We start from the raw sequence: 17,851 nt of genomic DNA, 5'->3' as shown, positions 1-17,851 counted from the left end.
ATGACCAAGTGCCAAACACCGGTACGACAGCGATGACATCGCGCGGTACAAAATACTGGAACTCCGGCTCCATTCCACTGATCGCTCCTGAAATTCTGGGCAACATCATTGCTGAGGTCGCTGACCTCGGCATCGTGATTTCAAGCGAAGGTCACGTGTTATCGGTGCTGGTCAATCCGCTGTACGATTCATTCAAGTCGTTCGAACGGTTCGAAAATCGCGACATCCGCACGATCCTGACAACGGAAAGCATTCCAAAGTTTGAAAGCCGCCTTGCTGCATTTTTGCGCGAAGACGAGAACGTCAAACCTGTTGAACTGAACCACGCCAGCGCAACAGGTCGGTGGGAATTCCCCATCCGTTACAGTTTCCACAGCATTGGCCCAGACGGTGCTATTTTGATGCTTGGGCGTGATCTGCGTCCTGTCGCAGAGATGCAGCAACAATTGGTCCAAGCCCAGATCGCGCTTGAACAAGACTACGAAACGCAGCGCGAACATGACACGCGGTTTCGAGTTCTTATGGAAAACACAACCGACGCCATGGTCTTTGTGTCGGCACATAGCGGTCTGATTACTGAAGCGAATCACATCGCCGCCAACCTGCTGGAAAGCAATCGTGACAGTTTGGTCGGTCGACATTTCGCGGATTCATTTGCTGTGCGCAAAGCGGGTGATCTTGTCGCGGACATGACGACCCAAGCAATTGCAGAGACGGACACCCCCGTCACAGCCACACTGCGCAAATCCGGTGTTGATCTGTTGATGACACCGACTCTGTTTCGGGCGGCGGGCGAACGCGTCCTGTTGTGCCGTATCGCCCCGAAAGATGAGGCAGCCGTTCGCCCTGACGATCTGTCAGCGAATTTGCGCGGTCTTTACAAAAGCAGCACAGACGCGATCGTTTTCACGACCGACGACGGCACGATCATGTCGGCCAATGACGGGTTCCTGAACCTGATCGACATCGCACACGATATTTCGGTGCGGGGCAATAACCTTGCCAACTACCTCCAAAGGGGCACGGTCGACGTCAAAGTCATGGCTGAAAATGCAGCTCGCAACGGCAAGATGCGGTTTTACGCGACCCGTGTTGCGGGTGATTATGGCAGTCCACGCGCTGTTGATATCTCTGTCTCGCAGATCATGGCCGGTAAAACGCCGCTGCTTGCATATGTGATCCGCGAAAATACGGGGTCAGACACCGCCCGCGAGGCTACCGGCCCGACGGCCGAAGATACGATGCAATCCGTGAAAGAACTTGTCGGTCAGGCCACATTGAGAGACATCGTCGCAGAAACGACAAATGTGGTCGAAAAAATGTGTATTGAAACGGCGGTTGCTTTGACCATGAACAACCGCGTGGCCGCCGCAGAAATGCTGGGGCTTTCGCGGCAATCGCTTTATGTGAAGCTGCGCAAATTCAATCTACTCTCCCGCGATGGAACCGCAGGAGAGTAATTAAAGACATGCCTTAGTGGTCGTCGTGGCCTTCGCCGTGATCCATCTTCATGCCGTCCATATGCCCTGAACCAACGCGCTCGACGATTTCTTCAAGCGTTTCGACGTCAAAGACGACTTCGATCCTACCCGCTGTTTCAAACACAAGCGTCGCATTCACAGCTTCACCTTTTTCAAAGGGGTCGCCATCAAGGCCCATAAACATGATGTGCTTGCCACCCGGCGCGAACGTCACAGATTCGCCCGGTGCAATTTCTGCGCCCTCGATCTGGAACATCGTTGCCACGTCATTTTCGACTTTCACGTCGTGGATTTCAACGCGCGGAAAATCAGCTTCAACGGCAATCAATGTATCAGCCGCGTCGCCGTTATTCGTGATCGTCAAGTAGCCCGCGCCGGTCATTGCGGACGCAGGTGTTGTCTTGGCGGCGGGGTGGTCGATCACCAGATCACCAACCTTATACTCGTGTGCTGCGACCAGTGATGGCATCGCAACGGCTGTCAAAACCGCCATAAATCTAAGCATCTGAATCATCCCTTTACTCATAGGCTTCATCGGTTGGGTAACTTTGTCAGGCACACGGTACAAGTGGCTAGATGTCACAGCTGATTGTGTCAGCAATTAAATTCTTAACGCTATCTTAACCTTTATTAGCGATAGCTGGGTGGGCGATTGTGGAAGCGAGGCAAACAAGTTGAGAATGGGGCGTGAATCTCCGACGGACTTGCTAGCGGCTAGCCTGATTGACCCGCTGACGATTCCCGCAGTCTATTTAAAGCCGGATGGTGTCATTATTCACCATAATGATGCTTGGGTCGATTGGATCAGCGCTGACCCTACCCCAGTTTTTGGCCCAAATATTTGTAGCCTTATTCACCCATCCCAACGCAGCGCGTTTATAGATCGACTTAGTCCAATAGGCTTAACCCACGGGGATGGCTGCGTTTTTCGTACCACCCACAAGGGGCGTTCGATTTGGTTCACGGCTGTGGGCGGGATCCAGAAATGGGATTCTGGTATCCTAGGCCTTGTTGTCCCAAGCCGCAGTTGTGACATGCAACCCAATGGTTACCGACCGGAAAGCTGCTTTTGGTCCGAAGTCATCAACAACCTGCCTGACGGTTTCTGGTCCTATGATCGGTCCCTGAAAGAATCGTTTCGATCCGATGCATGGTTTGCGTTGCGTGGCCTCGATAAATCCGAACATTTACACACATCGCGCGCGGCCCAACTTGCCCGCATACACCCCAACGACCTGTCAAATGTGTTGCAGGCTACTCGCAAATTGATGCTTGATGGTGCCTGCGATGTGCAATTCCGCGAACAGCACGCTGATGGGCATTGGATATTCATTCGGTCGCAATCCAGAGTCACGGAGCGCGACGAAAACGGAAAACCGATTAGAATTATCGGGACCGATAGCGATGTTTCACAGCTGGAACAGACCCAATCGTCGTTAGAAGAACTCAACAAACTTAAGTTTCGCTGGCTCCACGCCATGGACAGCGAAATGCACGGCATGTGGGACATCGATAACGCCGCGAACATCCGTTATTTTTCCAAAGGGTGGCGTCTTATCCGTGGCCTTCCCGCGGATCACCCGGGTGTGACAAGCAGCAGCGACTTGCTCAATCGCGTCCACACTCTGGATCACGCCGCCCTGATGAAATCTATGGATGCCGTTGAGCGTGGAGAGCTTGATCAGTTCTTTTACGAATATCGCGAAAAGCACGCCGAAGGACATTGGATTTGGATTTTGTCACGCGGTCAGGTCGTATCGCGCGACCCTTGCGGCCAGCCGATGCGCATCATTGGCACCGATACAAACATCACCCACCTCAAGCAACTCGGCGACCAATACGACGATGTTTCGAAGCGTTTAGAACTGGCCATACGAACGTCAGGCTTCGGCGTTTGGGAATTCAACATCGACACGCAAACTGTCACGTGGGACCGGCAGATGTACGCGATGTATGGGATCACCGATGGTGATCAGCAAAAATCCAGAACGATATGGGAAGATTCGCTTCACCCCGATGACTATGATGAAATCGTTGAAGCAAGCGCAATTTCGATGCGCGACCGTGTCGATTTTGATCTGTCATATCGCATCATTCGCGGCGATGGCGTGATGCGCCATCTGCGTTCGACTGGGCATTACTTTACTGATGCGCAGGGTGTGGACAAACTGATTGGCATCAATTGGGATACAACACGCGAACATGAACAGGCCGAAGCGCTGCGCGAAGCCAACGAAAAAGCGGTTGAACAAAATGCTGCTTTGGAAGCCGCACGCGCAGAAATGGAATACCAATCCAACCACGATGCGCTGACCGATTTGCCAAATCGGCGCATGCTCGAACGCTATCTGAAAAACGCTCGGGACCGCCGCGTTGAAAACAAGATGCGCAGTGCGGTGCTACATATCGACCTCGACCGGTTTAAGCAGATCAACGATACATTGGGACATGCGGCCGGTGATGCGGTCTTGCGCCATGTTGCTGATATTCTGCGCAGTGCAGCGACGCCAAACTGCATCGTTGCGCGTGTCGGCGGTGATGAATTCGCCGTTTTCTTGGATCACGCCCCTCACAATGCGCTTTTGGGGTATTGGGCACGCAGCATCATTCAGGAATCAAAACGTCCCTTTATGTATGAAGGCCACGAATGCCGTTTCGGGCTGAGCATCGGCATCGCGACAGACGACCACCTACTGATGGATGACACAGCGCTGTTTTCAAACGCAGATCTCGCGCTTTACCGCGCTAAAGAAGACGGGCGCGGGCAACTGCACTTTTACACGGCGGACCTGAAAACGGCGGCACTGGCGCGACGGCAATGCGCAGACGACATGCTCATCGCACTTGATGAAGGCCAATTTCAGTGCGTTTACCAACCGCAATATGACTGCAAGACGCTTGAAATTGCCGGCGCAGAAGCGTTGGTCAGGTGGGATCACCCCACACGAGGTAGGTTAACGCCCGATGCATTTCTGGATGTTGCCGAAGATCTTGATATCGTTGCAAAGATCGATCAGGTCGTATTCGAACAGGCACTGAAAGATTCAACGCGGTGGCGCTCAGCAGGGAAATACGTTCCACAAATCTCGGTGAATGTTTCGGCCAAGCGGCTCTTGGATCCGATGCTTGCCATGCGCATATCCCACCTCGCCGACGAAGAACAAAACTTCGCTTTTGAACTGCTAGAATCCGTATTTCTCGACGATGCGGATGATAACCTTGCGACCAATCTCGATTGCATCCGCAAACTCGGGATCGCGATCGAAGTCGACGATTTTGGGACCGGCCATGCCTCGATGGTGGGGTTGCTAAACCTCCGGCCTGACCGGCTGAAAATTGATCGCCAATTGGTCATGCCCCTTGTCCGCAGTCAGCAACAACGCAGGTTGGTGGCCTCCATCATCGAAATCGGACACGTTTTAGGCATTTCAGTCGTCGCAGAAGGCGTCGAAACCCAAGAACACGTCAAAGTTCTCGCAAGTCTTGGGTGCGATTTCTTGCAAGGCTACGGTCTGGCCCGTCCCATGGGCGTTGACGACATACAAGAGCTTCTGCCAAACTTATAATTCACCTTGCGACGACTGCTGTTTTCGCCATGCTGCGGTCAAGGAAACTTACCAAATCAAAAGGCGACCTCTTATGGCAAAACTCGCATTCTTGGGCCTCGGCGTCATGGGCTATCCGATGGCCGGACATCTGCAAGCCGCTGGCCACGACGTCACCGTTTATAATCGGACCGCTGCAAAAGCAGACGCTTGGGTCAAAGAACACGGCGGGGCAGCCGCAAAAACACCTCGCGAAGCCGCAATCGGCGCTGATTTGGTGATGGCCTGCGTCGGCAACGATGACGATCTGCGGTCAGTAACACTTGGCGATGACGGTGCATTTGCAGGAATGGCCGACGGGACATTGTTCGTAGACCACACAACCGTGTCCGCCGCCGTGACACGTGAATTATTCCAAGCTGCCGCCGACAAGGGCATCGGTTTCGTTGATGCGCCTGTGTCTGGTGGTCAAGCAGGCGCTGAAAATGGTCAACTGTCGATCATGTGTGGTGGTGTGCAGGCCCAGTATGATGCTGCCGAAAAAGTCATCACGACTTACGCCAAATTGTGCCGCCGGATTGGTGACAGTGGTGCGGGACAAGTTACCAAGATGTGCAACCAAATCGCCATCGCAGGGCTGGTTCAGGGCCTGTCAGAGGCGCTTCACTTTGCCGATAAGGCCGGACTTGACGGCGAATCCGTGGTAGAGGTGATCAGTCAGGGCGCGGCTGGCAGTTGGCAAATGGCGAACCGCTATAAGACGATGATCGCCGACGAATTTGATCATGGCTTTGCCGTCGATTGGATGCGCAAAGACCTCGCAATTTGCTTGGCAACAGCAGAAGAAAACGGCGCAAGCTTGCCTGTCACAGCACTTGTCGATCAGTTCTACAAAGACGTCCAAAAACTGGGAGGTGGTCGGTGGGATACCTCTTCCCTGCTCAAACGCCTGACGTCTGTGGGATAACGCCGCTTCTTTTGGTCATAAATATCTCCGCCGGAGGCATCAGGTCTATCATCCCCACTGCCGTCGGCGTTCAGCTATCCAAAATGTCTTGCCTGCCTTGGCAGGCCCATTTCGGTCAGACAATCTAGGTGATGACGTCTGGTTTGGTACGCCCTGTCGCGGCTTCCATGCCCAGAATTGCATCCGCCGCAGCAATTACATCAGCCAAAGCCGTCTGCGCATCTTGATCCAGCTTCGCCGGATCTTCTTCCAATGCTTCCAAATACAACCGCAGCGTCGCACCCGTTGTGCCCGTGCCAGATTTGCGCAGGACGAATCGCGTCCCATCCCCAAACATCACACGTAGGCCTTGATGGTGGGACACAGACCCATCAACCGGATCGTTATAGCTGAATTCATCCGCCGCTGTGACGGTTAGACCCGCAAAAACCTGCCCCACAAGCCCCGCTTGTTTATCGCGTAGGCCGTCAAAGACGATGTCAGCCTGTTCCGTTGGAATGGCTTCGAAATCATGCCGCGAATAGTAGTTCCGACCATATAAAGCCCAATGCGCCTTCAGCAATTCCGCAACGCCCTGCCCGGTCGCTGCGATTATGTTCAACCACATCAGTACAGCCCAAAGACCGTCTTTTTCACGGATGTGGTCCGACCCCGTGCCAAAGCTTTCTTCGCCGCACAGTGCAACTTGCCCATCGTCCATCAGGTTGCCGAAAAACTTCCAACCTGTCGGGGTCTCGAAGCAAGGCAAGCCCAGCGATTTGGCTACCCGATCCACCGCAGCAGAAGTTGGCATCGACCGCGCCACACCGGTTAAGCCTTCCTTATAACCCGGCGCCAACGTGGCGTGGGCCGCGATAACCGCAAGACTGTCGGACGGGCTGACGTAACATTGGTGGCCCACGATCATGTTCCGGTCACCGTCCCCGTCAGAGGCCGCGCCAAAATCAGGTCCGTCTTCGGCAAACATCGTTTCCATCAGTTCATGCGCCCACGTCGGGTTAGGGTCAGGGTGCATGCCACCGAAATCCGGCTGCGGCGTTCCATGCACGACGGTCCCTTTGGGCGCGCCCAATCGGTTTTCCAAAATCTCGCGCCCATAGGGGCCCGTGATCGCGTTCATCGCGTCAAACTGCATAGTGAAATCGTCTGCAAAAAGCGCTCGGATTGCCCCAAAGTCGAACAGGGTTTCCATCAAATCCGCGTAATCGCTGACTGAATCGACAATCTGGACAGCCATTTCGCCAAGCATGCTGTCGCCGATTTGGTCGATATCCGGCGCGTCACCTTCCCAGATGTGGTAGGCATCAATCGTGGTGGTTCGTTCAAAAATGGCGTCTGTCACGGCCTCAGGCGCGGGTCCACCGTTCGGCGTGTTGAACTTAATACCAAAGTCTTCATCAATCCCGCCGGGGTTATGGCTGGCCGACAGGATAATGCCACCGTCCGTCTTATGCAGCCGGATCAGGTGTGACGCGGCAGGGGTCGACAGCAAACCGCCTTGCCCCACAATAGCTTTCGCCGCCCCGTTCGCAGCAGCCATACGCAAAATTGTCCGGACCGCGACATCGTTGTGGAACCGCCCATCGCCGCCAACCACCAGTGTTTTGCCCGCAACACCACCGATCCCGTCAAAGATCGATTGGACGAAATTCTCAAGATAATGCGGCTCCATGAACACCCGCGCCTTTTTGCGCAGACCCGAAGTTCCGGGTTTCTGGCCATCAATCGGAGCGGTCTGAACTGTTTTGCGCGTCATAATCTGTCCTTTAAATTCAACCAACGGCTACAGGGTCTCTGACCAGCACGGCAAGAGATCATTTTTCGCAGGTGTCGCGTAGTAGATGCCGCGTGCAATCGCACGGCTCAGGCAAACGGCGGCGGCATGTCCAATCGCCAAAAGCGCCCCATCATCGACAGGTGTTTTGGCTTCACCCGTCGATACCGCAAAAACGAGATCCCCATCGAAGGGCGTATGCGACGGCACAATTGCACGGGCCATACCGTCGTGTGCTGCAACGGCGACGCGTTGGCATTGCGCTTTGGTCAACGGGGCGTCAGTCGCAACAATTGCGATCGTTGTATTAGTTGGCTGGCCGGACGACGCCATTGCGGCCGCCTTTTGACTATCTGGTAGGTCGCCCAGATGCGCAGACGGATTGACGCCATAACCGCCGAATTCTTCCCCGACCTCATAGGGCGCAGCCCAGAAATGGCGGGTATCAGGCGTCGTAACAGACCCAATCGGATTAGCCGCTACCAACGCGCCCACAGTCGTCCCATCTGGCAAAACAGCAGAAGCCGACCCTAACCCGCCCTTTTGCATCGCAGCCGTCGCGCCCGTGCCAGCACCATGACTGCCCAGCGCGAATTCTGAACCTGCCGCATTATATGCCGCCCGCCCGAGCGCGCGATACGGGTTCTGATCCCACGTTTTGTCGCCCCCATTGATCAGATCGAACAAGATCGCTCCGGGCACCAAGGGGACTGTTACATTGCCTACGGCAAAACCTCGTCCAGCGGCATGTAATCCGTCCATTACCCCTGATCCCGCGTCTAGTCCAAAAGCCGATCCACCAGACAGAAACAACGCATCAACCGCAGGAACCAATTTATCAGGGGCCAGCAAATCCGTTTCACGCGTTCCAGGTGCACCGCCCATCACATGCACCGAAGCCGTAAATGGGGTATCCGCCGTCACGACAGTCACGCCGCTTTTGACATCACTGTCTTGCGCATTTCCGACCCGCAAACCGCGCACGTCGGTGATCAAATTGAGGGGGCCGGTTTTCATCAGTTCCCTTTTCAGTGGTTTCACCCATCGTCCGGTAAAGTTGGTGCGGCTGCAAGCAATGTTTGCGTGTATGGATGCTGCGGATTTTGGAAGACGTCTTCGGTTGCGCCTTGTTCGACGATCCTGCCCGCTTGCATGACAAGCACCTTATCCGTGATCGTCCGCACAACCGACAAGTCATGCGAGATGAACAGATATGAAAAAGACCGTTGCGCGCAAAGTGCTGCAATCAAGTCAAGCACTTGCGCCCGCACAGACACATCAAGCGCAGAGACGGCTTCGTCAAAAACGATCAGATCGGGTTGCGTGATCAAGGCGCGTGCAATGGCGATGCGCTGACGTTGTCCACCTGAAAATTCATGGATGTATTTGTGTGCGTCTTCCGGTTTCAAACCGACGTCGGTAAGCGCCTGAGCCACTTGGGTTTGCTGTTCCGCCTGTGTCGGCCTAGGGTCGGACAAATGGAATGGCTCTGCGATCAAACGTCCGACACGATGACGCGGGTTGAACGACCCAAACGGGTCTTGGAACACGACTTGCATCTTGCGACGAACGCTCAGGTTCGGCTGTTTGCCCGCGAAAACAGGATCGCCATCAAGTATGATAGTACCAGCCTGAACAGGCTCTAGCCCAAGAATAGCCCGTGTTAGGGTCGATTTTCCACATCCGCTTTCCCCGACAAGGCCAATCCGTTCACCGCGCCGCAAATCAAAGCTGACACCATCAACAGCGCGAAACCGCCCCGGTTTCGCAAAAAACGAAGGGCGTGGCGTGCGGTAATCACGGCTGACGCGCTGGACCGATAAGAGCGGACTGTGCGCAGCGACGGGGGGTAATACAACCTTGTGCTCAGACGCCGCGAATAGCGCCCGTGTGTATGGGTGTTGTTTTGTACGCAGAAGATCGGCGGTTGCCCCCTGTTCCACGATCCGCCCCTTCTGCATCACAACGATCCGATCAGCCATATTCGCCACAACCGCCAGATCATGGGTGATCATCAGCAGGCCCATATCAAATTCGGCCACGAGGTCTTGCAAGAGCGCAAGGATGGTCGCCTGTGTCGTCACGTCCAGCGCCGTCGTGGGTTCATCCGCGATCAGTAATTTGGGCCGCAGCGCGATTGCCATCGCAATGACGACGCGCTGACGTTGCCCCCCGGATAATTCGTGGGGATAGCGCGACAGCGGAAACCGATCATTGGGCAGGCCCACGCGCGCCAACATTTCAGCGGCCCGTCTACGCGCATCTGCACGTGATGCATACCCGTGCACGCGAATAGTTTCGGATACCTGATCACCGATGGTTTGCACGGGATTGAGCGCGGTCATCGGTTCTTGAAAAACCATGCCAACATCATTCCCGCGCATCCCGCACAACTGCGCTTCTGACGCTTGCAATACGTCTTGCCCATCAAGATCAATTGCACCCGTTGCCACAGACCCGCGCGGCAAAAGCCCCATCACGCCCAGCGCTGTTAGCGATTTTCCAGAACCGCTTTCGCCTGTAATTGCCACGATCTCGCCTGCCTGCACGTCAAACGAAACGTCGTGCAGGATCGGTGTCTCGTGGATCGCGACCGACAGGTTTTGTACGCGCAGTAATGTCATGTCCGGTCGACCCTGATCCGTGGATCAAGCGCGTCGCGCAAGCCGTCACCGAGCAAATTCAAACCCAAGACCATCACAACAATTGCCCCGCCCGGCATCAGGGCGGTGTACGGCGCGAAGCTGACCAGCGTCTGCGCGTCTGCCAGCATCCGCCCCCAACTTGCTGTGGGTGGTTGCGCACCCAATCCGATGTAGGACAGTGCCGCTTCAGCCAGAATGCCAAGCGAAAATTGGATCGTGCCCTGAACAATCATCAAATTCAGGACGTTGGGCAGGATGTGTTCCCACGATATGCGGTACGCCGACTTCCCGCAAACGCGGGCCGCGAGGATAAAATCACGTTCCCATAACGACAGTGCTGCCCCTCTAGTCAGTCGCGCGAAGACAGGAATGTTAAAGATGCCGATGGCGATGATCGCATTAACCGCCCCTGCCCCGAATACAGCCGTGATCAGGATCGCGATGACCAACGATGGGAAAGCGAAGATCAAATCGTTCCCACGCATGATGAATTCATCAATAAACGCGCCCCGCTTTGCAGCTGCCCACAGGCCCAAAGGCACCCCGATGGCCATACCGATTCCCACGGCGAGCAGTGCCACCGCGATGGATGTCCGCGCGCCCATCATGATCATCGACAGGATGTCCCGCCCAAATTGATCGGTGCCAAGCCAGTGCGCCACATCGGGTGATTTCAGTTTGTTCGGGATATCGAACACCTCGATATCGTAGGGTGTCCAGACGAAGGATAGCAGTGCCATCGCGATAAAGCTTAGCGATAGAATTGCACCAATCCACAGCCCCTTCATGCTCGTGTCCTCAGACGTGGGTCGACGGCGGCATAGGCGATGTCGACCACGAAGTTCACCAAGATTACGACGAAGACGAGCAACATCACCACGCTTTCCACGACGATCAAATCGCGAGCACTGATGGCTTGGAAAATCAGGCGACCAAGACCGGGCAGGAAAAACACCTGTTCGATAATGATCCCGCCCGCCAGCAAAAACGAGAATTGCAAACCGATGATCGTCAGCACGGGGATCAGCGCATTGCGCACCCCGTGTTTCCAAAGCGCTTGGCGTTGCGACAGCCCTTTGGCGCGGGCGGTGCGCATGAAATCCTCACCTAGCATGTCCAGCAAGGATGATCGCATCACACGCGCAAGGATCGCGGCTTGGGGCAACGCTAATGATATGGCGGGCAGCGTCAATGCCTTCATCCCGCCCCAGAACCCTTTGTCCCAACCGGGGAATCCACCCGCCGAAAACCAACGTAGATTGATAGCAAAGATCAGAACCATGATCATCGCGAACCAGAAATTCGGGATCGCGACGCCCAATTGCGTGGCCCCCATCACCGACATATCGCCGATACGGCCACGGCGGGATGCAGCGTAAATGCCCGCCGGAAAGGCGATGAGCGTCGATAAGATCAGTGCGTAAATGGCAAGAGGCAAAGACACGACGACGCGATCTGCGATCAGTTCTGACACAGGTGCGCGGTAGGTGTACGACGTACCAAAATCGCCCGTGATCATCCCCGTCACCCAATTCAGATAACGCACGGGTTTCGCCACATCGAGCCCAAGTTCAGTCCGCAGCGCCGCCACTGTTTCGGGCTGCGCGTTGATCCCCAACATGAACGACGCCGGATCACCCGGAGCGATTTCGATCACCGCGAAGATCACGAAAGACGCCACAATCAGACTGATCACGAGTGACAGAAATCGGCCCAAGACATATCGGATCATCACTTGCACCCATATATCAATCGTGTATCAATCACAGCGTTCTCAGGGCGGGGTGTAACTCCCCACCGGCGGTATGTGGCAACACGAGCCCGCGAGCGCCTTTCGTCCGCGAAAGGGTCAAGCAGATCAGGTGCGATGCCTGAGCCGACAGTGATAGTCTGGATGAAAGAGAACGCGGTCACGCATGTCCCTTGGGGCAAGTGTGGACGTGTGATGCCTTGGGTGACGTGTCGATTGTTACAAAAGGAGATCACAAATGACACCACCCCGTTTTGCATTCATCAAAGCCAACTGGCACGCTGATATCGTTGATCAGGCGCTTGTAGGTTTTCAGGAATTGATCCCAAACGTTGATGTATTTGACGTGCCAGGCGCGTTCGAAATGCCGTTGCTCGCCAAACGACTTGCCCCGCAGTACGACGCAATCGCCTGTGCCGCGCTGGTCGTTGATGGCGGTATCTACCGGCATGAATTTGTGGCCGATGCTGTGGTCAAAGGGCTGATGGACGTAGGCCTGCAGACCGATACCCCGATCCTGTCCGTCAGCCTGACGCCCCATCATTTTCAGGAAACGGCGCACCACACCGCGATCTACCGCGACCATTTCAAGGTCAAAGGCCGCGAGGCGGCAAAGGCCGCGCTGTCGATCACGGGCGTGTATCAGAATTTGCATGCAGCCGCCTAAGTCGAATGCCTCCGGCTATGATCGCCGGAGGCTTTTACAATTATTCTGCCCAGCTAAGCGCCGTCAGATCGACTGACGCCGTCGGCTGGTTTTCCCACATACCCTGCAAGTCGGCCTTCACGACAGACGTCCACGCAAGTTCAAACAGATAGCCATTGACGTAATCCTCCGAGATTATCGTCTGTGCTTGGGCCAACAGATCGGACCGCGCGGCTGGATCAGCAGTTCCGGTCAGGTCCATCATCAGCGCCTGAAAATCGGGATTGTCATATTGGAAGTAATAGTCGGGGTTCGCATAGATCCCGATGTCCATCGGTTCCGTATGGCTGACGATCGACAGGCCAAAGTCCTTCCCTTTGAACACTTCTTCCAGCCATTGCGCCCATTCCAGATTGCTAATCTCGGTTTCGATCCCAACTTGGCGCAGTTGGGCCGCGATAATCTCTCCGCCGCGCCGCGCGTAGGATGGTGGCGGCAGTTTCAGCGTCGTCGTGAACCCGTCCGCAAAGCCAGCCTCGGCCAACAACGCTTTTGCCTTTTCAGGATCGTAGTTCGAATTCGCGGTCAGATCGACATAATCAGGGTTATGCGGCGCGAAGTGGGTCCCAATCGGCGTTCCAACCCCAAACATCGCCCCGTCAATGATCGCTTGGCGGTCGATCGCATGGGCGACAGCTTGGCGTACCCGCACATCATCAAACGGCGGCATTTTGTTGTTGGTCGACAAGATCGTCTCACCTTCAGTATTTCCACGTAGCACCGTGAAACGTGGATCAGCGTCGAACTGCGGCAGATTTTCAGGCGCAGGAAAACCGGCAAAGGCATCCACATCTTCGGCCATGACAGCCGCAAAGGCCGCCGTTGGATCGCTAATGAACCGGAATGTCGCGGTGTCAATCGCAGGTGCATCGCCCCAATAGGCGCCATTGCGCACCAATTCGATCCGGTCGCCTTGCGCCCAATCACTGAATTTATAGGCACCCGTGCCGATCGGGTTCGTCGCGATATCTGCGATGCTGTCTTCCGACACAATTACCGCATCGCCCCATGCCATGTTAAACAGGAACGATCCGTTTGGCTGGGACAGGGTGACCTTCACCGTCAAAGGATCAACCGCCTCGACGCTTTCGATACCGGCAAACAACGCCTTTTGCGCGTTTGTGCTATCCTCGGCCCGCGCACGATCCAGCGAGAACACCACATCATCCGCGTCCATCGCCGTGCCGTCATGGAACATCACGTCAGGTACAAGGCTGAACGTGTAGACCAAACCGTCGTCGGAAATATCCCAGCTTTGCGCAAGACTTGGCACCACAGCGCCGTCCGCCTCGAACCGCGTCAGACCTTCAAACACGTTATGATAGACCACCGTATCAATCGCCTGTGCTGCGCCACCGGTTGGGTCAAGATTAGGCGGTTCAAGCTGGACGGCGATGGTCACACTGTCATTGGCCAATGCGCCAGTCGCGCAAATCGCAACAAAGGATGACGCGATGAATGTCTGGAAACGTTTCATGATGAACCCCTTCTGGTTCCCATCACTGTCGACGCAACCTTGGGTCAAATCAAGTCCCATGGCTAGAAACCAAGCTGTGTGACTGCTATTGGGCCCGTCAACATGTGCTAACCAAGGACTGCCAATATGAGCGCCACAGCCAAAAAACGCGCCCCAATGCCTGATGATATTCGGGCAGCCAAAGGTGGGACTCCGCTGGTCAGCCTGACCGCCTACACGACACCGATGGCCCAGATGATGGACGCGCATTGCGACTTTGTTCTGGTTGGCGACAGCGTCGGGATGGTGCTGCACGGATTGCCATCCACGCTGGGTGTGACGATGGATATGATGGTGATGCACGGACAAGCCGTATCGCGCGGATTGGCCAGCGCAATGATGGTGATCGACATGCCGTTCGGGTCATATGAAGAAAGCCCACAGCAAGCATTCCGCAACGCCGCCCGCCTGATGTCGGAAACGAACGCAGGTGCGGTGAAGCTGGAAGGCGGCGTTGAAATGGCCCCGACCATCGCATTTTTGGTCAAGCGCGGCATTCCCGTCATGGCCCACATCGGCCTGACACCGCAGTCGATCAACACGCTGGGCGGCTATAAAGTGCAAGGTCGCGGTGACGCGGGTGACACGTTGATGGCCGACGCCGTTGCTGTGGCCGAGGCAGGCGCTTTTGCCGTGGTGCTTGAAAAAGTGCCGGAAACGCTCGCCGATGAGGTCACAACGCAGGTCGACATCCCCACCATCGGGATCGGCGCAAGTGCGGGTTGTGACGGTCAAATCCTTGTCGTGGATGACATGCTTGGCATGTTCACAGCGTTCAAAGCCAAGTTCGTCAAACGCTACGCCCATCTTGCAGACGACGGCGAAGCCGCGATTGCAGCCTACGCAGAGGAAGTGCGCGCGCGGACATTCCCTGCCGCTGAACATGTGTTCTCTGACAAAGCGCCAAGCAAATGATCGCCCCGATTGAACAGACGCTCGCGGGTCTTCGCACGCAGACCGCGATCTGGCGCAGGGCTGGCGAAACGATTGGTGTGGTCCCGACGATGGGCGCTCTGCATCAAGGGCACCTGTCGCTCGCGCGGGCCGCCCGCGAAACCTGCGACCGCGTGATCGTCACGATCTTTGTGAACCCCAAACAGTTCAACAATCCCGACGATCTGAAAAACTACCCGCGCACCGAACAGGAAGATGCGAAAAAACTGGAATCCATAGGCGTTGACCTGATCTACAATCCCGACGGGCCGCAGATGTATCCTGACGGTTTTGCGACGAACGTGTCGGTGAACGGGCTGACCGATATGCTCTGCGGCACACACCGGCCCGGTCATTTCGATGGCGTGGCGACGGTGGTGTCCAAGCTGTTTTTGCAGACGTCGGCTGACAAAGCGTTTTTCGGCGAAAAAGACTACCAACAGCTGCAAATCGTGCGGCGCATGGCGATGGATTTGGACATTCCAATCGATGTCGTTGGCTGCCCCACGATCCGCGAAGAAGATGGGTTGGCAATGTCATCGCGCAACCTGCTGATCTCGGACCGGGCGCGTGTAAAAGCGCCTGCTTTGGCGGAGGTGATGAACGAATTGCGCACCGCGTTGCTGGCGGGCGGGCGGATGTCGGACCTGCTGGACGACGCAAAGAGGAAGATCGTGAACGCGGGGTTCAACGAGGTGGAATACCTCGACCTGCGGGACGGAACGGACCTTGGGTTACTGGATCAACCAGTTGAGGGGGCGCGGTTGTTCGCAGCAGCTTGGCTGGCTGGAGTGCGGTTGATTGATAATATTGCTGTTTGAGGAACTATCTAACTCGCGCCATGTTTCATTCTGATAGTTTCAGAAGCGGTCGAAAGTGAGAAAAATCGTTAGACTTCAATTCCAAAGCTTCGCAACACCAAGTTTTCGCAGCTGAAACGCTTTCAAAAAAGAAGTCCCCACATTCAATAGTTGCTTCGAGATCAAAATAATATACAACGTTTACTGCGCTGATTTCCTCAGGATCATCAAAAAACTGCCCAGTCTCTAGCGCGATACTTCGTGGCTTCCTATCATCGCGTTCCCATTTGAAAACAGAATCCCGTAGGTGTTTGGGATAGTCGGCGATTGCTATTCGATACCAAGCCATCGCGCGTCTCCTAGGTAATTTATTTGGCTCAAAGTCAAACCTTTCAAATTGGATTCCATTTTTCCTAGTTACTCAAGCCACCAACAACTTCACCAAAGTCCGTGCCATCACCTTCGCGCTGTCGATCATATCATCGACCCCCACATATTCGTCGGGCTTATGTGCCAGTTCTAGAATCCCTGGTCCGTAGGCGACGCAGTTTTTGAGCTTGCCGATCCGGTCGATGTGTTTTTGGTCGTAGGTGCCTGGTGAGGCCACGAATTCGGCTTCGCGGCCCAGCACATGCCCGATTTCAGCGGCGACGGTGGCGGCGATTGGTGCGTCTTTGTCAGTCATTGAGGGCAGCACCGCGTTGAGTTCGGTCAATGCGTAGTCGAACTTGGGTCTGTCGGCTTTGAGGGTTTCGAGCAGCGCTGTGACCTCGTCGCGGACTTGCGCGAGCGGCTCTTCGACAAGGAACCGCCGATCAATCACAACGCGGCAGGAATCGGGGACGCAATGGGCGGGCAGGCCGGTGAAATCATCCGATTGTTCGGCCATCCCGCCGTGGATTGAGTTGATGTTCATCGTCGACGACCGCGCCCCTTCGGGCACCACGGGCATATCAGTACGTCGCTGCGCCATCGCGGGGTAAAGATCAGTCTCGAATTTATCAAGCACCGCCCCCATATGCCGCACGGCACAATCGCCAAGGAACGGCATGGACCCATGCGCGATTTCGCCGAATGTTTCGATCTCGGCCCACCAACCGCCGCGATGCCCAAGACACACGCGGTCCTTGTTCAGCGGTTCGGGGATGATGACGTGCTGCACGCGCTCGGGCGCAAAGAAGCCCTGCTCGGCCAGATAAGCGACGCCACCGTAGCCGCCGGATTCTTCGTCAGCGGTGCCGGAGATCTCAATCGCACCGTGATAATCGGGGTAGGTCGCGATGAACGCCTCTGCTGCAATGATCGACGCAGCCAACCCGCCTTTCATGTCGCAGGCCCCGCGCCCGTAGATTTTACCGTCGATCAGTTCGCCGCCAAACGGATCAACAGTCCAGCCTTTGCCGACCTCGACCACATCCGTATGCGAATTGAAATGCACGCAATCGCCCGCATGTTTGCCATCGCGCCGCGCAATTACGTTCCAGCGGGGGTAGCGTTCACTATCGCCGGGCGTGCCGTGGGCACGGATCATCTCGATCTCGAAACCCGATGCCTTCAACCGCTTGCCAAGGAAGTCGCAGATCGCCTGATAGTTTTCGCCCGGCGGGTTCAGCGTCGGGATACGGATCAAATCCCCAGTCAGCTGGATCAGGTCATCGCGGCGATCTTCAATCGCGGCCATCAGGGCGGTCATCTGCGGGCTGTCATCTGTCATGACACCACCATTGCCGAAGG

At 55.7% G+C, this 17,851-nt stretch carries 15 protein-coding genes and 1 riboswitch; of the genes, 6 read left to right on the top strand and 9 right to left on the bottom strand.

Annotated features, from left to right (window positions below; translation table 11 throughout):
• Nucleotides 1-8: 8 nt before the first annotated feature.
• Nucleotides 9-1,460, top strand: a complete 1,452-nt coding sequence (ppsR, locus tag AC0L7R_RS01070) for a transcriptional regulator PpsR (protein WP_473658384.1) — start codon at nt 9-11, stop codon at nt 1,458-1,460.
• A gap of 13 nt (nt 1,461-1,473) precedes the next feature.
• Here ppsR and AC0L7R_RS01065 read toward each other — a convergent pair whose 3' ends face one another.
• Nucleotides 1,474-1,986 (bottom strand): copper chaperone PCu(A)C domain-containing protein, encoded by a 513-nt coding sequence (locus AC0L7R_RS01065; protein ID WP_473658383.1) that lies wholly within the window; start codon nt 1,984-1,986, stop codon nt 1,474-1,476.
• Between the two features lie 529 nt (nt 1,987-2,515).
• On the opposite strand from AC0L7R_RS01065, the gene AC0L7R_RS01060 reads away from it, so the two are divergent.
• Together AC0L7R_RS01060 and AC0L7R_RS01055 are read left to right on the top strand one after the other, a co-directional pair.
• Nucleotides 2,516-5,047 carry an EAL domain-containing protein gene (locus tag AC0L7R_RS01060; RefSeq protein WP_473658382.1) on the top strand — a complete coding sequence of 844 codons (2,532 nt, stop codon included), beginning with the start codon at nt 2,516-2,518 and terminating at the stop codon, nt 5,045-5,047.
• Between the two features lie 73 nt (nt 5,048-5,120).
• Nucleotides 5,121-5,993, top strand: coding sequence for an NAD(P)-dependent oxidoreductase (locus AC0L7R_RS01055; RefSeq protein ID WP_247127966.1), 873 nt, complete (start codon nt 5,121-5,123; stop codon nt 5,991-5,993).
• A 124-nt stretch (nt 5,994-6,117) separates the two neighbouring features.
• On the opposite strand, the gene AC0L7R_RS01050 is transcribed toward AC0L7R_RS01055, so the two are convergent.
• The 5 genes from AC0L7R_RS01050 to AC0L7R_RS01030 are packed head-to-tail and all read right to left on the bottom strand — an operon-like array spanning nt 6,118 to nt 12,144.
• Nucleotides 6,118-7,749 (bottom strand): alpha-D-glucose phosphate-specific phosphoglucomutase, encoded by a 1,632-nt coding sequence (locus AC0L7R_RS01050; RefSeq protein WP_473658380.1) that lies wholly within the window; start codon nt 7,747-7,749, stop codon nt 6,118-6,120.
• Nucleotides 7,750-7,776: 27 nt separating this feature from the next.
• Entirely contained in the window at nt 7,777-8,784 is a 1,008-nt protein-coding gene (locus AC0L7R_RS01045) for a P1 family peptidase (protein ID WP_473658378.1), read from the bottom strand.
• A gap of 20 nt (nt 8,785-8,804) precedes the next feature.
• Nucleotides 8,805-10,391: a dipeptide ABC transporter ATP-binding protein gene (locus AC0L7R_RS01040; protein ID WP_473658377.1), complete on the bottom strand. Its 1,587-nt coding sequence runs from the start codon at nt 10,389-10,391 to the stop codon at nt 8,805-8,807.
• The gene (locus AC0L7R_RS01035; RefSeq protein ID WP_473658375.1) at nt 10,388-11,200 is read right to left on the bottom strand and encodes an ABC transporter permease subunit; all 813 of its coding nucleotides are present in this window, start codon (nt 11,198-11,200) and stop codon (nt 10,388-10,390) included. Before AC0L7R_RS01035 ends, AC0L7R_RS01040 begins: the two co-directional genes overlap by 4 nt.
• Nucleotides 11,197-12,144, bottom strand: coding sequence for an ABC transporter permease (locus AC0L7R_RS01030; RefSeq protein ID WP_348107100.1), 948 nt, complete (start codon nt 12,142-12,144; stop codon nt 11,197-11,199). The genes AC0L7R_RS01035 and AC0L7R_RS01030 overlap by 4 nt, the downstream gene beginning before the upstream one ends.
• Before the next feature lie 34 nt (nt 12,145-12,178).
• Nucleotides 12,179-12,322: riboswitch (FMN riboswitch) on the top strand.
• 78 nt (nt 12,323-12,400) lie between these two features.
• Between AC0L7R_RS01030 and AC0L7R_RS01025 the strand changes: the two genes are divergently transcribed.
• Complete coding sequence (locus tag AC0L7R_RS01025; RefSeq protein WP_473658374.1) at nt 12,401-12,829, top strand: 6,7-dimethyl-8-ribityllumazine synthase; 429 nt, start codon at nt 12,401-12,403, stop codon at nt 12,827-12,829.
• Nucleotides 12,830-12,869: 40 nt separating this feature from the next.
• Here AC0L7R_RS01025 and AC0L7R_RS01020 read toward each other — a convergent pair whose 3' ends face one another.
• Nucleotides 12,870-14,345: an ABC transporter substrate-binding protein gene (locus tag AC0L7R_RS01020; protein WP_473658372.1), complete on the bottom strand. Its 1,476-nt coding sequence runs from the start codon at nt 14,343-14,345 to the stop codon at nt 12,870-12,872.
• Between the two features lie 126 nt (nt 14,346-14,471).
• On the opposite strand from AC0L7R_RS01020, the gene panB reads away from it, so the two are divergent.
• The gene (panB, locus tag AC0L7R_RS01015; RefSeq protein ID WP_473658371.1) at nt 14,472-15,299 is read left to right on the top strand and encodes a 3-methyl-2-oxobutanoate hydroxymethyltransferase; all 828 of its coding nucleotides are present in this window, start codon (nt 14,472-14,474) and stop codon (nt 15,297-15,299) included.
• Nucleotides 15,296-16,138 (top strand): pantoate--beta-alanine ligase, encoded by an 843-nt coding sequence (gene panC, locus AC0L7R_RS01010; protein ID WP_473658370.1) that lies wholly within the window; start codon nt 15,296-15,298, stop codon nt 16,136-16,138. The genes panB and panC overlap by 4 nt, the downstream gene beginning before the upstream one ends.
• Before the next feature lie 25 nt (nt 16,139-16,163).
• Here panC and AC0L7R_RS01005 read toward each other — a convergent pair whose 3' ends face one another.
• Complete coding sequence (locus AC0L7R_RS01005) at nt 16,164-16,466, bottom strand: hypothetical protein (protein ID WP_473658369.1); 303 nt, start codon at nt 16,464-16,466, stop codon at nt 16,164-16,166.
• Between the two features lie 72 nt (nt 16,467-16,538).
• Nucleotides 16,539-17,831, bottom strand: coding sequence for an acetylornithine deacetylase/succinyl-diaminopimelate desuccinylase family protein (locus tag AC0L7R_RS01000; RefSeq protein ID WP_473658367.1), 1,293 nt, complete (start codon nt 17,829-17,831; stop codon nt 16,539-16,541).
• Nucleotides 17,832-17,851: the final 20 nt, after the last annotated feature.

The sequence above is a fragment of the Yoonia sp. D2-7 genome (assembly GCF_055809435.1).
The sequence above is the reverse complement of the archived record's forward strand: the minus strand, read 5'-3'. Positions and strand labels throughout refer to the sequence as shown.